Below are 19159 nucleotides of genomic sequence, written 5' to 3'. Positions count from 1 at the left end.
CTGATATTATATCTACCCCATCTCCTCTTCTTCCCTTTTAAGGATAGAGAGAAGGTTCTTAGGACTTTTGCACTGCATGAGACTCATGCGGAAAAACCTGGCTCTGACTAAACGCGATATCTTTGCCAAAGTCTTAAGATGTTCGCCTGTTGCATCTTCAGGCGCAAGAATCATAAAGAATATATTTACCAACTCACCATCTAAAGAGTCGAAATCTACACCCTTTTTGGATATTCCGCAACAAACCGTTATCTTTTTTATACAACTATCTTTGGCATGGGGAATACCTATCCCTTGGCCTATTCCGGTTGAGCCAAGCTTCTCTCTGGCCCTTAAAACCTTCCTTACTTTGGGCTTATTCTTCTGATCTAATTTTTTGGCTGTTATCAATACTTCCAACAGCTCATCTATGGCTGTATTTTTATCTTTTGCCTTAAGATTCAGCTTTATTGCTCCGACACTTAAAAGATCTGATATATTCATTACCACCACCTTTCTTGTTAAAAGTCAAAATACCAAATTTTAGTCTTTGTATAGAGCGGGAGACGGGATTTGAACCCGCGACCCCAACCTTGGCAAGGTTGTGCTCTACCGCTGAGCTACTCCCGCATGAAAAACCAATCTCCAGCTGTCATTTAAAACGGCTAAATAGCAGATTATTATATCAAACCCTTGATAAATGGGCAAGGCGGGACTTGAACCCGCACCCCTTTCGGGACAGGATTCTAAGTCCTGCGCGTCTGCCGATTCCGCCACCTGCCCATAACTCTTACCCCTTAAATAATATCTGGGCCGTGCAGGAATCGAACCTGCAACCTTGGACTTAAGAGGCCCCTGCTCTGCCGATTGAGCCAACGGCCCAAATAGTTAAAACGCTTTAGAATTGTAGCAGAATTTAAACTTAAGGTCAATCTATAGAACAACTGAGTGTAACATATTTTGGACACTTTCATATTCAAGCTCTTTGGTCTTTTTTCTATAGTAAGAGTATCTATGCCCCTTGATAGGCTGCCCCCATTTTGTGACAAAAATGTGCTCATTTTATCCCCCAAACTCTCTACAACACGTTTTATCTCTTTATGAAAGATTGCATATATCATAATACCATATTTATCTACCTTCTTATGTTCTGATAGCTCTTTTACGGTATTAAAATTAACACCGTTCATAGTCTATTCTGGCACCAAGCAAAAGAAAAGAAAAACAGCAGAAAGAGACCGCTCAAAAGATTAAAATCTCTTCAAAGAATCCCCTTTGACATAAGAAGGAGTAAACCCCAGCTTTTTGATCAAATAATCTATTTCTCTAATTGAAGAGATAGACCTATTATCATATATTTTATAACTGAGACTATACTCTTTGGGTGTAAAATCAACCATGATAACATTGGTGCTCACTTTAAGAGACTCTCTCATAAAATCATTTTCACCTTTAGTCATAGCTGCAGTGGTTAAAGGTATATGAGAATCCACTGTTACAACTCGCGCTAAAGCATATGACCTGAGAACAAGCTTCATATCCGGAGAAGGCTGAGCAGAGAGCGGGGTATCAACTGCGGATATGAAAGGTCCCAGACCTATCATATCGGGCTGAAAATCCTGATAAAACATTATATCGGCTGCCAAATCTTTTAAACTCTGGCCGGGAAGACCGATTATATTGCCCAGGCCAACCTGATAACCTATTTTTCTTAAAAACTCTATTATCTCAACCCTCTCTTTAAAACTCTGATTCGGATGGAGTTTATTATACAGACTCTCATTGGCTGTCTCATGCTTAATGAGATATCTATCTGCTCCGGCATCATAGAAAGCCTTATAGTCATCCAACGGCCTCTCGCCTATCGAAAGAGTCAGAGCAAGAGAAGGAGAGAACCTTTTTATACTTACTATTAAATTAACCAGATTATCTCTAGAATAATAAAGATCATCTCCCGATTGAAGCACGATAGTCTTAATACCTTTTTCAATAATTCCCCTGGCAACACCGACAATCTCATCTTTTCTCATTCTGTAGCGCCTTAACTTTTTATTGCTTATCCTTAAACCGCAGTAGAGACAATCTCTCAAGCAATAATTTGAAAACGCGATAATAGCTCTTATTAGAACCTTCTTTTTAAAAAATTCCTTCCGAATATTGGATGCAGTCTCCAGGAGATGGTTCTCATCTTCGCCTTTAAGAAACTTTTTGATTTCATTTTTACTCAATCTATTCTTCATAGATACTTTTGAAAAAATCTTTTATAAAATCGGCTGAGAGCTCTGATTCCTTTCTTAAACATACAATCAAACCCAGATTATTCTTTAATTTTACTCTTATCATATTTGATGAGATACCCAGCTCCTCTCCTGGTAGATAAGACCAGCGGGACTCTGATATCGAAACAAGCTGAATAGAAGAAGGGTACTCTCTTTTAAATTCAACGCTGAGTTCTTTAAATCTAGAAATAGAGGTCTCTTTGGCCATCTCTTATTTTTTCATAATAACTTATAAAATCATCATAGACTTTAGGCATCTCTATTTTAACCTCTTTTATCTCTTTTTTAATAATCGATAGAGCCGCTTTTTTTGTTTCAGCAGAGGCAAAATCATCCAGCCATTCCCTGAAAGTCAAAACCGCATTAAGTTTACAGAACTTTCCTTCCCGGCCTGACCTCAAGAGCTGCATAATGTTTTTTCCTGTCCGTCCGCAGCGGTAACCGGCGGTACAGAAAGATGTGATATATCCCATCCGGGCAAACTCTCTTATCACCTCATCTAAAGACCGGGTATCTCCAAGATAGAACTGCTGTCTATTGCCTTCCTGCTTCCTGTAGCAATCGCTATAAGCGCCTATACCTATACGGGTTGAGGCATCGGTCTGAGTAATGCCGAGTCTTAAAGCATCGCGTCTGATCTCGGCACTCTCCCGGGCCGTTATAATCATTCCTGCATAAGGCACGGCAAGGCGAATAATAGTGATCAGCTTCTTAAAATCCCGGTCTGAGACCTTATAGTTTGAACTCTCAGTAAAAGGAGTATCTTTGGCCGGCTCAAGCCGGGGAAATGATATCGTATGAGCTCCTATGCCGAATTTACTCTCCAGATCTAAAGTGTGAGAGAGGAGACCCAAAACCTCAAATTTCCAATCATAGAGTCCGAATAATACTCCCAGACCAACATCATCAACCCCTGCCTCCATCGCCCGATGTAAACAATATAATCTCCAGGAGTAATCACCCTTAATAGTTCCCTCAGGGTGAACCTTACTATAAGTAGGATGATGGTAACTCTCCTGAAAGACCTGATAGGTCCCGATACCAACATCATGAAGCCTCTCTAAATCAGAGATTGAAAGAGATGCTGCATTGACATTGACACGCCGTATAGATCCATACCCATGTTTAGTCCTAACCTTAACACTATAAATTGCAGAGATTGTCTCTTCCATGTAGTCTACGTCGGTCTTAGGATGCTCTCCATAGACAACTATCAGCCTCTTATGGCCAATCTCACCCGCCAAGACCTCCGTCTCTTTAATTACCTCTTCTTTAGTTAAAACTCTGCGTCTAGCAGAGTTATTGGATTTACGAAAACCGCAGTAGAGACAGTCATTTACACATAAGTTAGACATATAGAGCGGTGCAAAAGTAACGATTCTATTATCATAGACTCTCTTCTTGACTTTTAAAGCAGCATCCTCCATCATGGCCCAAGTATCCTCATCCTCTACATTTAAAAGATAGGCAGTTTCATCTAAAGATAGAGTCTTAACCTCAAGAGATTTTGCGATTATATCCTTTATGAGTTTTTTGTCAGCATTCTTATTTTTAACTATCTTCTTCTCAATAAGTTCATCGTCTATGAAATCTTTATTATTTTTTAAAAACTTAGTTACCTCATCTCTCTTAATTCTATTATCTATCCAGTTCTTAGTATCATCACTATATACTTTCATCTCTAACCTCCTCTCTATATTTTCTAAATAACTCCGCTGCCTCAGGTATAGGCGAAAGAATCCGCTCCAGCACACCTTTTAAATAAGATATGACAATACCGTAATTAGTAATGGCTACTCCTTTTTCAATTGCCATCTGAATCCGACTGAGCATCTCATACCGCGTTATCATACAACCCCCGCAATGGATAATAAGTTTATAGTCAGAGAGATCATCAGGATAGTCTCTGCCGGCGGTACTATCCCACTTAAGATCAAAGCCCAGATAATCTTTTAACCAACGCGGTATTTTAACTCTTCCAATATCATCTTCTATCGGATGGTGAGAGCATGCTTCAGCTATCAGCACTTTATCTCCCGGTCCTATCTCATCTACCATAAAAACACCTTTAATCTCCTCCGCTATATCTCCCTTATAACGCGCAAAGAGAGTTGAAAAAGTCGTAGCATTAACATCCGGCGGAGTATTCTCAATCATAAAATCTACAACCTGAGAGTCAGAGACAACTATATCCGGCTTTCTCTTAAGACTATTTAAAGCTTGCTTGTACTCACTCTCTTTAACAATCAAAGCCGCCTGATCTCCATCTAAAGCATCTCTTATTGTTTGAACTTGGGGAAGAATTATCCTTCCTTTGGGAGCTTCTAAATCAATGGGAATTATTAAGACTGCAATACCGCCTTTAGGCATTAAATCACTTATTATAGGCGGGGGATTACGAAAATCTTCCGGGGATAACTCTAATATCTTTTCCTTAAATGGATTGACATATCTATCGCGGTTTTTTAAATCTGTACTTATAATAAGCTGATATTCTTGGCACTTGGTAGTTATTAAATTCAAAAACTCATCACATGGAAATTTAATATCTGTTTTATTCACAATTATAATAACAGGTCTATCTCTCTTCTTAGCCTCTTTGATTATTCTCTCTTCATAATCACTCCAAATATCAGCCTCTACCAATAGAACTATTATCTCTGAACGATTAAATATCTTCTCTGTCTTCTTTACTCTCTTCTCGCCTAAAGAAGAGCTATCATCTAAGCCTGCTGTATCCAGGAATACGACCGGGCCAACAGGGAGAAGCTCCATAGTCTTCTCAACAACATCAGTCGTTGTTCCGGGAAGATCGGATGTTATAGAGACATCCTGGCCGCTAACCATGTTAAGGAAACTGGATTTACCAACATTCATACGGCCGAATATTCCGATCTGGAGCCTCAAAGATTTTGGTGTAGTCTTCATCTATTCTTTTCTTTGCTTAAAGCGGACTTAACAGAGACCCCCTCTATCTTGCCAAGCTTTCCGGTCATAGCGCCAAGCTCATCAGTAGTTGCGTCTACAATAAGAGTTATAACAGAACATCTCTTCTCTTTGTAAGGCAGCCCTATACGCCCAACAATAGTTTCAGCAAACTTAGAAAGAACCTGATTGACAAGTTGAGCCTGCGTCTCTCTATCCTCTAAGATAATCCCTATAAATCCAACTCTTCTATCCATCTTAGCCTCCTTATAAAAAATAACCGGTCTAAAATAAGACCGGGGATAAAACATCGCTGTTATTATCCTTGGCCTTAGACTAGATCCTCAACCTCAGAAAAAACAGAGACTAAGCTATATTCTCAGCAACTGTCTTTTAAAAAAACTTCCTGTTTTAAGAGGTTTTTCTAAAACCTTTCTAACAGGTAAGTCTTGTTATACACTGTTTATTTACCTTCATTATTGCTCTTATCTGATACAACTAATGGGGCAAATATAACATAAGACATAGAGGTGTCAAGTAAAATTGTGATTTTGATAAAATTTTAAAGGACTACTTGAGAGGAAATATAAAAGCCAGTGAAAATTGAGAATTAAGAGCTTCAAACTTTATTCCTTTCTTCATTGCTTCCAGCTTATCCTTTAAGGCCTTCGTCTTCAACCAGCGTGAATAAGCATCAAGAAAAGCATTTTCTGCTTTATCCCTTTCATATTCCTGAAAATCTTCTAAAAACTCTTCAAACTTGCTATTTGAATTTTCGCTGCTTGATAATATCTTTTTATCTTTCATTTTCATACCCTTTTTTCTCTAATATATTTATAACATAAAAAATACTTTTGTCAAGTTTTTAGATAGTAATTACTTAAAGACTATTATTGCCGGGTTTTAAGCCAATCCTGTAATATCTGCCAATGATCGAAAGCAAAATCTTCCTTGGAAGGCAGTTTATCTAACAAAAACTGCTTTATAGCTTTAGCATCACTGCCTGCTTTGGGTAAACCTTTTACCTCTACTATAAAGACTGTAGTTACGGTATGAAACCTGGGATCCCTGCCTGGAGCTGAATAGGTGTGAAACTGTTTTAATTTTATCACTCTTAAGGAAGTCTCCTCTTCGACTTCCCGCCTGATACAATCTTCAAGAGACTCCCCATACTCCAGGAATCCTCCGGGAAGAGCAAGGCCGTAAGGAGGATTCTCCCTCTCTATGAGAAGGACTTTATTCTCCTCTGTAAAAATAATAGCATCTACTGTAGGTATTGGAATCTGAGCCAGCTTTCTTGATTGATAACTATAATAAGATAAGAAGCTCTCTTTAAACTCTAAATATGCCGGCTCAGTTTTAAACGAAAAAACAATCCTCTTAAGTGAACTGCCATTTTGGATATGGCTCAAAACTTCGTCAACCATGATCTTGGCAGCCTTCTTAATCGGGAATCTTCCTGTACCGCAGCCTAAAGCAGGCACTGCAATACTCTTAAGACTTCTCTCTTTTGCAAGGTTCAAAGCGCTGTCCAAAGATCTTCCTATAATATCTTGATCTGTTTTAAAATCCATTTTCATGGTTGCTGAATGTATTATCCAATCTGCTTTTAACCGGCCTCCGGATGTTATCACAGAGTCACCCAGGACAATAGGGGCCAGTCTAAGAACCTCTCTCTCTATCTCACCCCCGGCCCTTCTTTTGATAGCAAGGGCCAACCCTCCACCCATAATTAACTCTGTATTCGCAGGATTTATAATAGCATCGACTTTTAAAGTAGTGATATCTTCATTCCTAAATTCAATCTCTACATTATTTATCTTCATAACTTTTTAATTTTATCATCGCTGACCATCTTTTGTAATCTTTAAGTTTCCAATCTTTTTTAGAGCCGGGCTCACCCATTGCCAGATCATCTACACCGCAAATCGGATCCTCGCAATTCAAACAGTTACCTGGACAATCGGCTGCAGGATAAAACTTATCTCCTCTTCTCCTATAGAGAGGAATATTGATACCTTCACAGTTATCTGAACTCATATACTCCTTATTTAGGCCTTTTAAATTTCCATCTTTTAAAATCCTATGCTCCATACAAAGCGCGAAACTCATTCCGTTTTTTAAAACCTCTCTCTTTAAAAAATCAAAAATCTTAATTCTGTAGTTTAGATCTGCGTTTAAATAACCGCTTATCTTTTCAGTATAAAGACCTTTATATTTGATATAAATATCAAAACCGAAATTTCTTTTTATAAACTCCAAAATTTCTTCTCTTATGACTTGTGGAATATCCAAGACGCTTGATATTACATGCTTAGCTCCGCTCTTCTTTGCCTTTCTTATAAGATTGGCTAAATCTTCTCTGCTATCTGTTATAAAAGGTAGAATCGGATCTATTCTTATAACTGAAAATATACCTTTGGCTGAGATTCTAGCTATATTTTCAAAAAGAATATCAACACCAGCACCTCGAGGAGCCAGGATTCTGCTGATCTTTTCATCCGGAGTCAGGATAGAGATCTGGCCGAAATTGTGTTCATTACCTTTAAGTATATTTAAAACTTCATCAGGCACCCTGCATTTTGTTATAAACTCAATTGGGATGTTTCTTTTGCTAAATTCAACTATTATCTTCTCTGCTAATCTAAATTCCCGATTAAGAGGCTGAAAAGGATCTGTAACAGGGCTCAGGTAACCACAGGCAGCAATATCTATCGAATCCAATTGCCTGGCCACTGCCTTATGGAACTCTTCCGCTACAACAACTATGCCGCGTTTTCTGAATAGTTGAAACCATCCCGGAAAAGATCTGGCATAGCAATAGAAGCAGCCTACAGAGCAACCGGAGTAGGGGTTGAGAAGAAACCTCTCACCCGTGCACTCTCTTCTCCCGCCCCACCAGCCATGAATCTCCTTCTTGCTGGATACTACTATATGTGGATAGGGCAACTTCCTTAAGGAATAACTCTTGCTAAATAAGGTGAGACTCTCTTTCTCCATGAATATTCCAAATAACTACTGAGACTTTCTGAGGAGATGAATAAGGGAGACAGCTATTGAAATCAAGAGAAGAGTATTGGCAAACTCTAGCCAGATCTCATAATCTCCGGCTGCTACAGTTCTAAACTTTACTATTATTGCACCAGCAAAGAGTAATATCCCAATCCAGGTTATTAATGCTATATGCCTCATATTAAATCAGATGTTGATTTTCTCAGCCACTGGATACACATAGGGCATCTTCCAATACTGACCCATAAGAACTTGGATTATCCCAATAACAGAGGCTAAGCTGAACACTAAAATAGCCAGAAATTGAATTATAGCACCGAAGAAAGGCACAACAGAGAGTACAGCTGCCAAAATTTCGCCGATAAATATGACCAGCCCCTGCTTAGCATGGAAAAATGCAAATCTGTTATCTTTTTTTAAAAAGAGAGGTATAAAACAGAACAAAGATATATAGGCAAGAATCGCAAATAACCTGCCTTCTTCAACCTCTCTATCAACATCCAGTATCTCTTTATCTTCCATAGTATCTCTCCTTGATTATTATTTGGAAAATAATAACAGATAAGGCAGGCCGAGTCAAGATATAGCGTCTAATGACCTACCGCCGGCTCTTCTGTTCTGTGAAACTTTACAGATACAATCTTTGATATACCTGTATTCTCCATAGTGATACCATAGATGATATCGGCTGTTGAGATAGTACGCTTATTGTGGGTTATGACCAAAAACTGGGATAGCCGGGAGAACTCTTCTAATATCTCTCTATATCTATCGATATTCGATTCATCTAGAGGAGCATCAACCTCGTCAAGAATACAAAACGGAGAAGGCTTAGACTGAAAAATAGCAAACAATAATGCCAGAGCAGTGAGCGCTTTCTCTCCGCCTGAAAGCAGGCTAACACCTTGGAGTTTCTTACCCGGAGGTCTAGCCAATATTTCAACCCCGGACTCAAGACAATCTACACCCTCTTCTAAAACAAGATCTGCATCTCCGCCGCCAAATAGACGCGGGAATATCTCTTTAAAAGACGCTCTTACTCGCTGAAATGTTCCCGAAAACATATCACGCGTAGTCTTATTTATCTTTCTGATAGCAGCCTGCAGAGACTCTTTCGCTTCCAGAAGGTCTCTCTCTTGATTCTCAAGAAAGATTGAACGTTCTTTTAAGCTCTTATGTTCCTCTATAGCGACAAGATTAACCTCACCTATTCTTTCCAATTTTTCCTGAAGCTCTTTTAACTCTTCCTCTACAACCTCTGTACTTATTTCACCTTTAACTCCATCTGGAATATCAGTTATACCATAGACTTGATCAAGTCTCTCTCTTATACTTTTAATTCTATACTCTTCTTCATTCATGTTCAGATCCAGATCATGAGCTTCATCTTTATAAGCAGCAGATTCATTTCTTAATTTTATAAGCTCGTCCTCTTCTTTCTCAAACTGAGACTTTAAATCTTCATATTCGCTTTTGTCTTGAGTCAATCTTTCAGCACCTTCTCTTAACTTGACTTCTAAACCTTCGTTCTCACCTTCCAGGCGAAATATCTCGTCTTCTAACTGACCTATCTTAACACCAATCTCTGTCTGCTCATTCTCTCTTTTCTGTTTATCTACGTTTAAATTCTGCAGCTCTATCTCAACAGCTTTATATATATCATCGTACTTCTCTCTTCTCTCCGCATAGGATGCCTCTTTAGTCTCAAGCTGGGCCAGCTCTATAGACAGCTCATGTTTCCTGTCAAGAGATCTGGCCTGACTATCCTGCAAAGATAATAACCTCTCTTCACCCTCTTTGACCCTATCTCCGGCCTGACCAAGCTCTGCTTTCAACCTATCCCTGCGCGATGCATCACTGTTAAGTTGAGCCCCTATATCCTCTATATCCAAATCCAATACTTCCTGTTCCTGAGATAACCTCTCTCTATTAGCCTGTTCTGATTCTAAGGTCTTCTTTAGACCGATGAGATGATAATTTAACTCGGATTTTCTGGCTTCGCAATCAGAGAGCCTGTCAGTTATCAAAGAGCAGCTCTTCTCTGATTCTATTATGCGAACCGATACTTCCTCTATACTATTCTTGAACATCTTAATCTCTTCTTTAAGTCTATTTATCTTACCCTCTCTATCTAACAAGCCTAAATCTTTGGTAGGATCAAAACCTATGCCCAGGGTTGGGCCCTGAAAAACCAGGTGGTCTTGAGTTAAGAATCTATAAACCGGAAATTTTAAACTTAACTCCCGAGCCCGTTCAGAATCTTCGACGTAGAACAAATCAGCGACCAATGAAAGGATAGCCTTCCTATCGGCATCAAGTTCTATAAAATAGGATATAGGAAAGGTTCCTTCGATATATTCAGAATCTTTAAACTCTAACTCTGAAAGAATTACGACTTCTATGTCGGAGAGACCTTCGTTTTTACAATACTTTAATATATTGACAGCAGACTCTCTCGTATTTACAACTATAGATTTTAACTTTCCACCAAAAGCAAGTTCTATTCTATCTACATATTCCGGAGCTACTTTTATAATATCAGATATTCTGCCTAAGACCAGATCAGGAAATTTATTTGCCACAACTTTAGTCCCTTCGGAATAACCCAAACCTTTAGAATGGATTTCAAGCCAACTATTAAGCCTGGCTTCGTAATTGGCAGACTTTTTCTCTAAATCAACTCTGTCAGCCGTTAAAGATTCCCTCTTTTTTTCAATAAGGGCCTTATCGTTAAAAATGCTATCCAATTCGTTCCTTAATATACCAAGCTCTTGCTCCTTCTCTTTAAGTTCCAGCTCTAATCTCTTGAGTTTAGAACTCTGTTCCTCTAAGGCAAGGGCTATATCGCCGCGGTTCTCCTTTAATCTTTCAATGCGCATCCTGAGGGATTTAAGTTCACTTTCAAGCTCCAGGAGCAGATTATTCTTTTGTGTAAACTCATAGTTACATTCCAATATCTTAGACTTCACTCCCTCTATCTCTTCTTTAATCTCACTCTCTTCTATAGCTATATTTTCAATCTCTCTTTTCTTATCGCCTATACCCTGATTTAACACCTCTCTCTCTTGGCTAAAGGAACCCTTCTCTCCCTCTAGCTCTATCATCTTGTTTTGAGAGGTATTGATCCTAGCTGTAATATCTTCGAGTTCCTGTCTCAATATTTCTGTCCTCTCTCTGCTCTCTTCTATAACCTGGTTATTCCATTCAACCCTCTCTCTATTTCTCTGCTGCTTAGAAGAAGAGTCCCTAGATTTATTCTCTTCCTGAGCTATATTCTCAGAGGCTTTAGATATATTATCCCTTAAGGCTTTTGCCAAAGATTCTTTAGATTCCAAGAGTCTCTGCATCTTACTGGAATCTTCATTAAAGATGTTCCTCTTGGACGAGAAAGAAGAGATTGAATCTTTATAAGCGCCTATCTTAGCCGCAGCTAAGAGCAGCTCCTTGCTTTTTATATCTTCATAGACAACTTTATACTTCTCTGCCTTGCGCGCCTGCCTCTCTAAAGAAGATATCTGACGCCTAACTTCTGAAATAATATCAGAGACGCGCAAAAGATTATTCTCTGTATATTCTAATTTACGCTCTGCCTCCCTCTTTTTATTCTTAAAACGTGTTATCCCGCTTGCCTCTTCAAACACATACCTTCTCTCATCAGGCTTTGAGCTTACTATAAGATCCATCTTGCCCTGCTCCATGAGAGAGTAGGCCTTTGTACCTATCCCGGAACCTGCAATAAGATCCTGAACATCTTTCAATCTAACAGGAGCCATATTAATCAGATAATCACTCTCACCTGTCCTAAAAAGCCTTCTGGATATAGTAACCTCGCTAAAATCTATGGGGAGTTTACCACTCTCGTTTGATATCTTTAAGGAGACTTCCGCAAAGTTGACCTTATCGGCAAGCTCAGTTCCGTTAAATATTACATCCTCCATAGAACCGCCCCGAAGCTCCCTTGCACTCTGTTCACCTAAGACCCATTTCATAGCGTCGACTATATTAGATTTACCGCAGCCATTCGGGCCTACAATTGCAGTAACGCCCGGTTCAAACTCAAGAGTAGTTTTCTCTGCAAAAGACTTAAATCCATAAATTTCTAAACTTTTAAGCAGCATAGATATAGCATATAATAAACTAAACTAAATTTCAATCTTATCTCACCATCTAATAAGGAGGTGTTTATGAGTCTTCTCTTAATCTGCAGCCTGATAGGCTTAGGAGGCGGAATATTAAGCGGGGTTCTAGGTATAGGAGGAGCGGTATTTATAATCCCTGCCTTAATATACTTTTTAAAATTTAACCAACATCTGGCCCAAGGTACAACCCTAGTTCTTATGGTTCCGCCTATTGGTTTACTTGCAGCCTGGATATATTTCAAATCCGGGCATGTAGATCTTAAAGTTGCAGCTCTAATATGTGTTGGCTTTTTTATCGGGGGACTAATCGGTGCTAAGATAGCAGTCTCTATGCCTCAGGAGATCTTAAGCAGAGCCTTTGGTTTGCTGCTCTTGATCTTGGGGGCAAAGATGGCTCTTGGAATATAGTACTAAAAATTAATATTAGAGTAGAGCTGCTTTAATAGGTCGCTTTTTGAAATATCTTCCAAATATGATAAAAAATAGCTTTGATTTACTTCAGAGAGAAGAGAGAGCAGCAGCTGCAGTTGGTCAAAAGCCAGGTAGACCTTTGCAACTTTGCCTTCTTCGGATATTGAATCGTAGAAACCCAGAGAACCTAAAATCTGAGGAAATTTTTCCAGGGTTTTTTTAAATAAATCCAGGCTTGCCTTTTTATCTACGGGGTAAAGCAGAGCCGCAGCGTAAGGAGCAGCTATATCGGATCTAACCCAATCTTCGCTTGCACCGAATACGCCCAGAGCCGGCTCATAGTGATACTCCCCGTCTTCACTGCAAGGATCTGCTGCGGCAGAACGGAGTAACGGCACTTTGGAATTCAAAGCATAATCTATTTGGATAGCAGCATAATTAGAATGCGCCTCTTTTAAACCAGAAGAGAGTTCCATCTCTGGTATAAATAATAACGGCAGCCAAGCCTGAAAAGCACCCTGCCAGGGTTTAAAAAACTCAACCTCCCGATTATTGCTTAAAGTATAGCTGCCTCTAGGACAGTTTCCTTTCCTTAGGAGATTATTCCATAAATCTTGAGGCAGATCAGTCAATATCAAAGAGACAAGAGCAGCAATTCTGGCTTCAGTATAAAATCTGTCTATCCAAAGATAGGGCAGAGGACCGTATCTATAGACTCCATAAAGAAGTCCTGCCTCTCTATCATATAACTCCCCCCACCCAGCACTCTGACTTAAGAGAATAGAGTCTACTTCTTTTTTAATTCTTCTCTGCCAAGAACTCTCAGAATCCGAGAAGGCTCCGGAAACAACCATAAGAGCTAAAGCAAAATTACCATTATCGTAGCTTGATATAACTCTATCCTCTGCTGCTTCTATCCCGTCTTTTAACTCATACCAATACAAGAGCCCTTTCCATCTAGGAGCTTTCTTGATAGATTCAATTGTTTTAAAAAGAGCTCTCCCGGCATCCTCCCTGCTAAAATTATTTAAAACCAGATCTCCTTTTATAATATCGGTTAGAAGAACCATCCAGAAACCTATGATAGAAGGACTGGTATACTTACCATATTCAAAAGAATTATCCTTTTGAACAGATATATGGTCATAAGGAAATCCACTAGATTTATCCAGACCATAATTAAAATAGTTATAATTTCGACCTATAATCCAATCTTTAAATCTCTCTTCTTCTGTTGCAGAGAAGGCACTACTTACTAGAAGTAAAAATACCGTTATAAATATACATTTTTTAAGACTCATAATTATTCAAATAAACAATTCTGCATACCGGTAAAGATAGAGCAAGTGCTCTCTCAATGACTGCAACAATTGAAGATATCGGGTGAGAATTTTAAAAACTTATATCCTAACTCAGGATCAAATTGAGTGTTTAAATTGGCTTCTATCTCGTTTAAAGCCTCACTCTTGCTGAAAACTCTGCTGCGGTAAGAGCGCAAAGATGTCATGGCATCAAAAGCATCTACAATGGAGACAAGACGAGCTTCAAACGGTATCTCTGAAGACTTAAGAGCACCCGGATAACCGTTACCATTATATCTTTCATGGTGATACTTCACCACAGGCATCATCTCTTTCATTATGCCCAGAGGTATTAGAATATCCACACCTTTAGCGGGATGCATCTTCATATGATTCATCTCCAGCTCTGTTAACTTGCTAGGTTTTGCCAAAATACTTTCGGGAATGACAATCTTACCTATATCGTGGATAGAACAGGCCTTCTCTAAAACCATAATCTCTTTTTGGGGTAAACCCAAAAACTTGGCAAAATCTCTTGCGTAGAGACTTACCCGCTGAGAATGGCCCTTGGTATTTCTGCATTTAGCCTCTAAAGCTGAAACCAGAACTTCAAGGGTTCCTAGATATTTATTCTGTAATCTTTGGTATAGAAGTGAATTATTGATTGCTATAGAAGCCTGATGACTCAAAATAGATAAGATACGCAGTTCATCGTCGCTAACTGAATGTTCTGACTCAAAATTACTTAGAACCAATACCCCAAAAGCACTCTCTCTGTAATTAATAGGCAGACAGAGAAAATTACCGTCATTAAGAATATCTGACTCTTTTTTACTTAAGACAATATTCTCCGCCCTGATGTCGGACTTTCTTAAAGGAATTCTTTTTTGAGCTACAAGACCAAAGACACCCTCTCCGCTCTTTATTCTCAATTTATTTAAAGCTTTTTCATCAAAACCTTTAAACATCTGCACAACCATCTCAGATGTAGAATCATCCATCAAAAGCAAGGCTATATTTTTTGCTCCTGTAATTTCAGAGGACATATTAACTATAGCCTCAAGCGCTATATCTAAATCGGAGATATTAGTGATAACCTTAGTCACTTCTCCTAAAGCAAATATCTGACTAAGCCTGGATTCAAGCTGTCTGTCTAAATCAATCAGATTATTGACCAGCTCTTTATTCTCCGTCGCAAGTTTTCTCTGCTTAACGGCCCGGGTTACAACATTTAAAAACTTATCCATATCAAACGGCTTTGTCATATATTCATAGGCCCCGTCTCTCACTGCTTCAATCGCTGTCTCCAGGGATGCAAACCCTGTCATTATTATGACAGGCAGTTCCGGATCTATCTCCCGGGCTTTTTTTAAAACTTCTAAACCGCTCAAGCCGGGCATCTTTATATCCGTTATCACAAGATCAAAATCACCGTCTTTGATAGCAGTAACAGCTTTCTGGCCTTCATTAACTGTTTCGACATTAAAATCTTCAAGGCTTAAGAAATCAGATATGCTCTCCAGCAACCCTCTATCGTCATCCACTAATAATATTCTGCCTTTGGGTATCTTCATCTAACCACTCCTAAAGTATCTCCTGTCCTCTCTCCTAAAGGCAATACGACCTTAAAACTACTGCCCTTATTTAAAACAGATTCCACCCCGATGCTGCCGCCCATACCTTCGATTATCTTTTTGGATATATATAATCCTATACCATTACCTTCCTCTTTTGTCGTATAGTTAAGCAGAAACAGATTATCCATCCCAGAGCTTGAAATACCAGAACCGCTATCGGATATTTCTATAACTGCAAAATTATCCTTATCTCTATCTTCTCTATACACTTTTATAGTTAACTGCCCGCCGCCAGCCATCGCTTCTTGAGCATTAAGGATTATATTTATCATAACTTGCCTAAGCTTAGAAGAGTCTAAAATCAGCTCCGGAACTATTAAGTCAAAGTTTTTCACTACTCTTATACCCGATCTATTCAGCTCCGGCTCTAACATCTCAATGGTCGTATCAACAAAATCTTTTAACTTAAATCTCTCTTCTCTCTTTTTACTTATACCCAAAAGCCTGAGTAATAGGCCGTCGGCAGACTGAATAGAGCTCTCAATAAGAGAGAGATGCTTATCTATCTTCACGCTGCCGGCAACAATACTTTTTTTTACAAAGTTAGCTGAGATATTTATCGTAGTAAGTATGTTCTTAAATTCATGCACCATGGACCGGGATAACAGAGCAAGGGGAAGACGGGAAGCTGTATTCTTCAAAGATATCTCGAGCTGTTCTCTCTCTTCTTTTGCTCTCTCTAGTTCCGCTTTCAACCTCTGAGCTTCGCTATTCTTCTGAAACTTAGCCACAGCTTTCCTCAAAGCTTGATCAAGCTCTGCCATATTTATAGGTTTTAAGAGAATAGATGCAACATCATAATTCAGGAAAGAGATTAACTCTTCCCTCTCCGGCTCAGAAGTTAAGATTATTATTGATGTTAGAGGATATACATTATTAATCTCCCGTATTAATTCCTCTCTACTAAATCCCTGTAATTCAGAGTCAATAATAGCTATCTGAAATTTTATCTTTTTGATAAAAGAGAACGACTCCCAAGGATTTGCAAACGAATATACTGGATAACCCTTATCTTCAAGCACTCCTAAGAAAGCTTCTCGGAGCAATGCATCAGGCTCTAACAGAAAAATAGAATATTCTTTCATCTTAAAATTAAATCTAACGCCTCGGCCCTTGTCTTCTGATTATCTTTAAAAACACCCCGCACAGCCGATGTGACGGTTGTTGTCCCCGGTTTTTTAACTCCTCTCATACTCATACATTGATGTTCGGCCTCAATAACTACCATACAGCCCTGGGGTCTAAGTCTTTTCATTATTACCTCAGCCACCTGAGTAGTCAGCCTCTCTTGAACCTGCAAACGCTTTGCAAGAATATCAACCACTCTTACAAGTTTGCTCAAACCCGTTACCCGATTATCTTTAGGTATATAGGCAACGTGAGCCTTGCCCACAAAAGGAAGCAGATGATGCTCGCAGATAGAATAGAGCGGGATATCCTTAACCAAGACTATCTCCTCATGGCTATGCTCTAAAAAAATCTCCAGTTCTTTAGCAGGATCCTTATCTATTCCGGATAGAATCTCTTCATACATCTGAGCCACTCTCTGGGGGGTTTTCTTAAGATCTTCTCTCTGAGGATCATCCCCAACAGCAGCTAAAATATCTCTTACAGCTTTCTCTATTTTTTCTTTGTCCATAATCATTTATTCCAAAATTCTACGCATAGGCTTTCTATGCTTTGAAAAATCTTTTGCCTCATAGAATCTTTCAAATAACTCTATCTTCCCCTTCTCTTCCAATCTCCTATAGATGGTAACCCAGACGCAGTCTCTCTCTTTATCTATCTCACACCTGCCCTCTTCCATGCCGCCGCAAGGTCCGTTTAATATTCCTTTAGGACATTGCGTCAACGGACATATGCCTGCGGTATACTCTAAGATACAGTCCCCGCAAGCAGAGCAGGACTCAAAGAAGACCCTGGAATCAGGAGAGACCGTACCGGCAAAGAGAGTATTGCAGCCGACATGGACATCTAAATCAATGTTTGCATTCTCGATTAGTGACTGTACTCCTAACCCGCAGCTTAAGAGAAGATAGGAGTCTGACTCTCTTATCTCTGCGCTATATTTTGAGAGAGAACGTTTAAGTTCTGCAGCTATGCAAGGTGCTTGAGGCACTGCATAGCCGGTCACAATAAAACCCGAATTTTCTAACCTTTTTTTAATCTCCAAAACCTCTTTCTCTCCGCCAGTCTTACAGATAGTAGAGCATTCTCCGCAGCCGACTATGAATATTTTCTCATCTTTTTTGAGATACCCGCTGATCTGATCAAAATTTTTCTGTTCCGTTATAATCATCTATAGACTCTCTTTAAAATAATCAAACTGGCTTAAAACATACTCTCTGCTCTTGGCTATATCACTCAACTTAAGAACGGGTTTACCATCTTTTATCAAAAGCTCTAATATATCTTCCATATCATTACTACAGCTGCACTTCCGGCTAATAACGCTTAAAGGCTCAACAGTCCTTGAGAAACAATCCGGACATCTGAAAAGCCTCTTTACTCCGGAACGTTTACCCCTTTTTGCCATCGGCTCTCCATCTATCTCTACTATATCCATTGCAAAATCTAAGACAGGAGCATTGCTTATAGAAGTCCCGACTCCATAAGCATCCACATAAGGATTTAACTCCTTAATCTTATTCTCATCTATTCCGCCGCTTACCAGTATCTTGATATCTTTAAATCCCCTTAACTCAAGCTCCCATCTTACCTCTTTTAAGATCTCTATGAAATCTCCCCTGCGAGAGGCCGGGGTATCCAGTCTTACCCCAAAAAGATTCTCTTTTAACGCTTCCGCCACATTTAAAGCCTCGAACTTCTCATCATTGAAAGTATCTATTAATGCAATCCGTTTTATATCACTATCGATAACCCTATCAAATGCTTCAACCGCTTTAACCGTATCACCGAAAAGCAATATTAAAGCATGGGGTATGGTTCCAACAGCCTCTAAACCTAAAATTGCAGCGCTTTTAGTGCAGGCAACGCCGTCACACCCTCCAAGATAGGCATTCCTCTCTACCATCGGAGCAATGGCAGGATGGACCCTTCTGGCTCCAAAACTATAGATAGGCTTACCTAAAGCAGCAATCTTACAGCGCGCAGCTTTGGTCGCAACCCCCGAAGCCTGACAGAGAAGCCCCAGAAGCGCAGTCTCATAGAGTCCGAAATCTTCATACCTGCCCTCAATCCTCATAACAGGCTCATTAGCCCCAAAGAACGTTCCTTCTTTAACAGAGTAAACATCTATATTTTTTATTTCAGTAACTACCTCAAAAACCTCCTCTAAACCGCTAAAGAGACCCCAGGCATACCCTTGAGGCAATGATTTAACTGTAAACTCAACGGCTACCCTTTTAGATATATTCTCTTTTTTAAGAATCTCTCGGGTTCTTAAAAAATATATATCAGTAATGTCGCCCCTTTTTATCTCCTCCGGACTTGCTATATGAAACATTCCATCCCCT

The 19159-nt window shown here is 39.3% G+C and carries 19 protein-coding genes and 3 tRNA genes; 1 reads left to right on the top strand and 21 read right to left on the bottom strand.

Going from position 1 to position 19159, the window contains the following annotated elements; translation table 11 throughout:
- Positions 1-12 precede the first annotated feature (12 nt).
- From P9L98_02120 to smc, 15 genes are all read right to left on the bottom strand, one after another.
- Positions 13-483 carry a PTS sugar transporter subunit IIA gene (locus P9L98_02120; protein MDP8216101.1) on the bottom strand — a complete coding sequence of 157 codons (471 nt, stop codon included), beginning with the start codon at positions 481-483 and terminating at the stop codon, positions 13-15.
- A 54-nt stretch (positions 484-537) separates the two neighbouring features.
- Positions 538-609 (bottom strand) — tRNA-Gly (locus P9L98_02115).
- A gap of 71 nt (positions 610-680) precedes the next feature.
- Positions 681-762, bottom strand: a tRNA-Leu gene (locus tag P9L98_02110).
- Between the two features lie 26 nt (positions 763-788).
- A tRNA-Lys gene (locus P9L98_02105) sits at positions 789-861 on the bottom strand.
- Between the two features lie 368 nt (positions 862-1229).
- A complete protein-coding gene (gene hydE, locus P9L98_02100; GenBank protein MDP8216100.1) occupies positions 1230-2219 on the bottom strand; it encodes a [FeFe] hydrogenase H-cluster radical SAM maturase HydE in 990 nt (329 codons plus the stop codon).
- Positions 2209-2466 (bottom strand): hypothetical protein, encoded by a 258-nt coding sequence (locus P9L98_02095; GenBank protein MDP8216099.1) that lies wholly within the window; start codon positions 2464-2466, stop codon positions 2209-2211. Before P9L98_02095 ends, hydE begins: the two co-directional genes overlap by 11 nt.
- Positions 2441-3937 (bottom strand): [FeFe] hydrogenase H-cluster radical SAM maturase HydG, encoded by a 1497-nt coding sequence (gene hydG, locus P9L98_02090; protein ID MDP8216098.1) that lies wholly within the window; start codon positions 3935-3937, stop codon positions 2441-2443. The genes P9L98_02095 and hydG overlap by 26 nt, the downstream gene beginning before the upstream one ends.
- Entirely contained in the window at positions 3924-5186 is a 1263-nt protein-coding gene (gene hydF / locus P9L98_02085) for a [FeFe] hydrogenase H-cluster maturation GTPase HydF (protein MDP8216097.1), read from the bottom strand. The genes hydG and hydF overlap by 14 nt, the downstream gene beginning before the upstream one ends.
- Positions 5183-5440 (bottom strand): iron-only hydrogenase system regulator, encoded by a 258-nt coding sequence (locus P9L98_02080; GenBank protein ID MDP8216096.1) that lies wholly within the window; start codon positions 5438-5440, stop codon positions 5183-5185. The genes hydF and P9L98_02080 overlap by 4 nt, the downstream gene beginning before the upstream one ends.
- Before the next feature lie 313 nt (positions 5441-5753).
- Positions 5754-5990 carry a hypothetical protein gene (locus P9L98_02075; GenBank protein ID MDP8216095.1) on the bottom strand — a complete coding sequence of 79 codons (237 nt, stop codon included), beginning with the start codon at positions 5988-5990 and terminating at the stop codon, positions 5754-5756.
- Positions 5991-6073: 83 nt separating this feature from the next.
- Complete coding sequence (locus P9L98_02070; protein ID MDP8216094.1) at positions 6074-7009, bottom strand: macro domain-containing protein; 936 nt, start codon at positions 7007-7009, stop codon at positions 6074-6076.
- On the bottom strand, positions 6996-8183 hold the full coding sequence (locus P9L98_02065) for a radical SAM protein (protein MDP8216093.1): 1188 nt from the start codon (positions 8181-8183) through the stop codon (positions 6996-6998). The genes P9L98_02070 and P9L98_02065 overlap by 14 nt, the downstream gene beginning before the upstream one ends.
- Before the next feature lie 15 nt (positions 8184-8198).
- Entirely contained in the window at positions 8199-8375 is a 177-nt protein-coding gene (locus P9L98_02060) for a hypothetical protein (protein MDP8216092.1), read from the bottom strand.
- A gap of 6 nt (positions 8376-8381) precedes the next feature.
- Entirely contained in the window at positions 8382-8717 is a 336-nt protein-coding gene (locus tag P9L98_02055; protein ID MDP8216091.1) for a hypothetical protein, read from the bottom strand.
- Positions 8718-8785: 68 nt separating this feature from the next.
- Positions 8786-12313, bottom strand: a complete 3528-nt coding sequence (gene smc, locus P9L98_02050; protein ID MDP8216090.1) for a chromosome segregation protein SMC — start codon at positions 12311-12313, stop codon at positions 8786-8788.
- A 66-nt stretch (positions 12314-12379) separates the two neighbouring features.
- On the opposite strand from smc, the gene P9L98_02045 reads away from it, so the two are divergent.
- Complete coding sequence (locus tag P9L98_02045) at positions 12380-12742, top strand: sulfite exporter TauE/SafE family protein (protein ID MDP8216089.1); 363 nt, start codon at positions 12380-12382, stop codon at positions 12740-12742.
- Positions 12743-12744: 2 nt separating this feature from the next.
- Here P9L98_02045 and P9L98_02040 read toward each other — a convergent pair whose 3' ends face one another.
- From P9L98_02040 to P9L98_02015, 6 genes are read right to left on the bottom strand one after another with little or no spacing between them, the layout of a single operon-like run.
- The gene (locus P9L98_02040; protein ID MDP8216088.1) at positions 12745-14046 is read right to left on the bottom strand and encodes a hypothetical protein; all 1302 of its coding nucleotides are present in this window, start codon (positions 14044-14046) and stop codon (positions 12745-12747) included.
- Positions 14047-14099: 53 nt separating this feature from the next.
- Positions 14100-15620: a response regulator gene (locus P9L98_02035; GenBank protein MDP8216087.1), complete on the bottom strand. Its 1521-nt coding sequence runs from the start codon at positions 15618-15620 to the stop codon at positions 14100-14102.
- Positions 15617-16768, bottom strand: coding sequence for an ATP-binding protein (locus P9L98_02030; GenBank protein MDP8216086.1), 1152 nt, complete (start codon positions 16766-16768; stop codon positions 15617-15619). The genes P9L98_02035 and P9L98_02030 overlap by 4 nt, the downstream gene beginning before the upstream one ends.
- Positions 16765-17325 (bottom strand): GTP cyclohydrolase I FolE, encoded by a 561-nt coding sequence (gene folE / locus P9L98_02025; protein MDP8216085.1) that lies wholly within the window; start codon positions 17323-17325, stop codon positions 16765-16767. Before folE ends, P9L98_02030 begins: the two co-directional genes overlap by 4 nt.
- Positions 17326-17328: 3 nt before the next feature.
- Positions 17329-17982, bottom strand: coding sequence for a methylenetetrahydrofolate reductase C-terminal domain-containing protein (locus P9L98_02020; protein MDP8216084.1), 654 nt, complete (start codon positions 17980-17982; stop codon positions 17329-17331).
- The gene (locus tag P9L98_02015) at positions 17983-19149 is read right to left on the bottom strand and encodes a nicotinate phosphoribosyltransferase (protein ID MDP8216083.1); all 1167 of its coding nucleotides are present in this window, start codon (positions 19147-19149) and stop codon (positions 17983-17985) included.
- Between the last annotated feature and the right edge of the window lie 10 nt (positions 19150-19159).

It is taken from the genome of Candidatus Kaelpia imicola (genome assembly GCA_030765505.1).
GTDB lineage: Bacteria > Omnitrophota > Gorgyraeia > Kaelpiales > Kaelpiaceae > Kaelpia > Kaelpia imicola.
The sequence above is the reverse complement of the archived record's forward strand: the minus strand, read 5'-3'. Positions and strand labels throughout refer to the sequence as shown.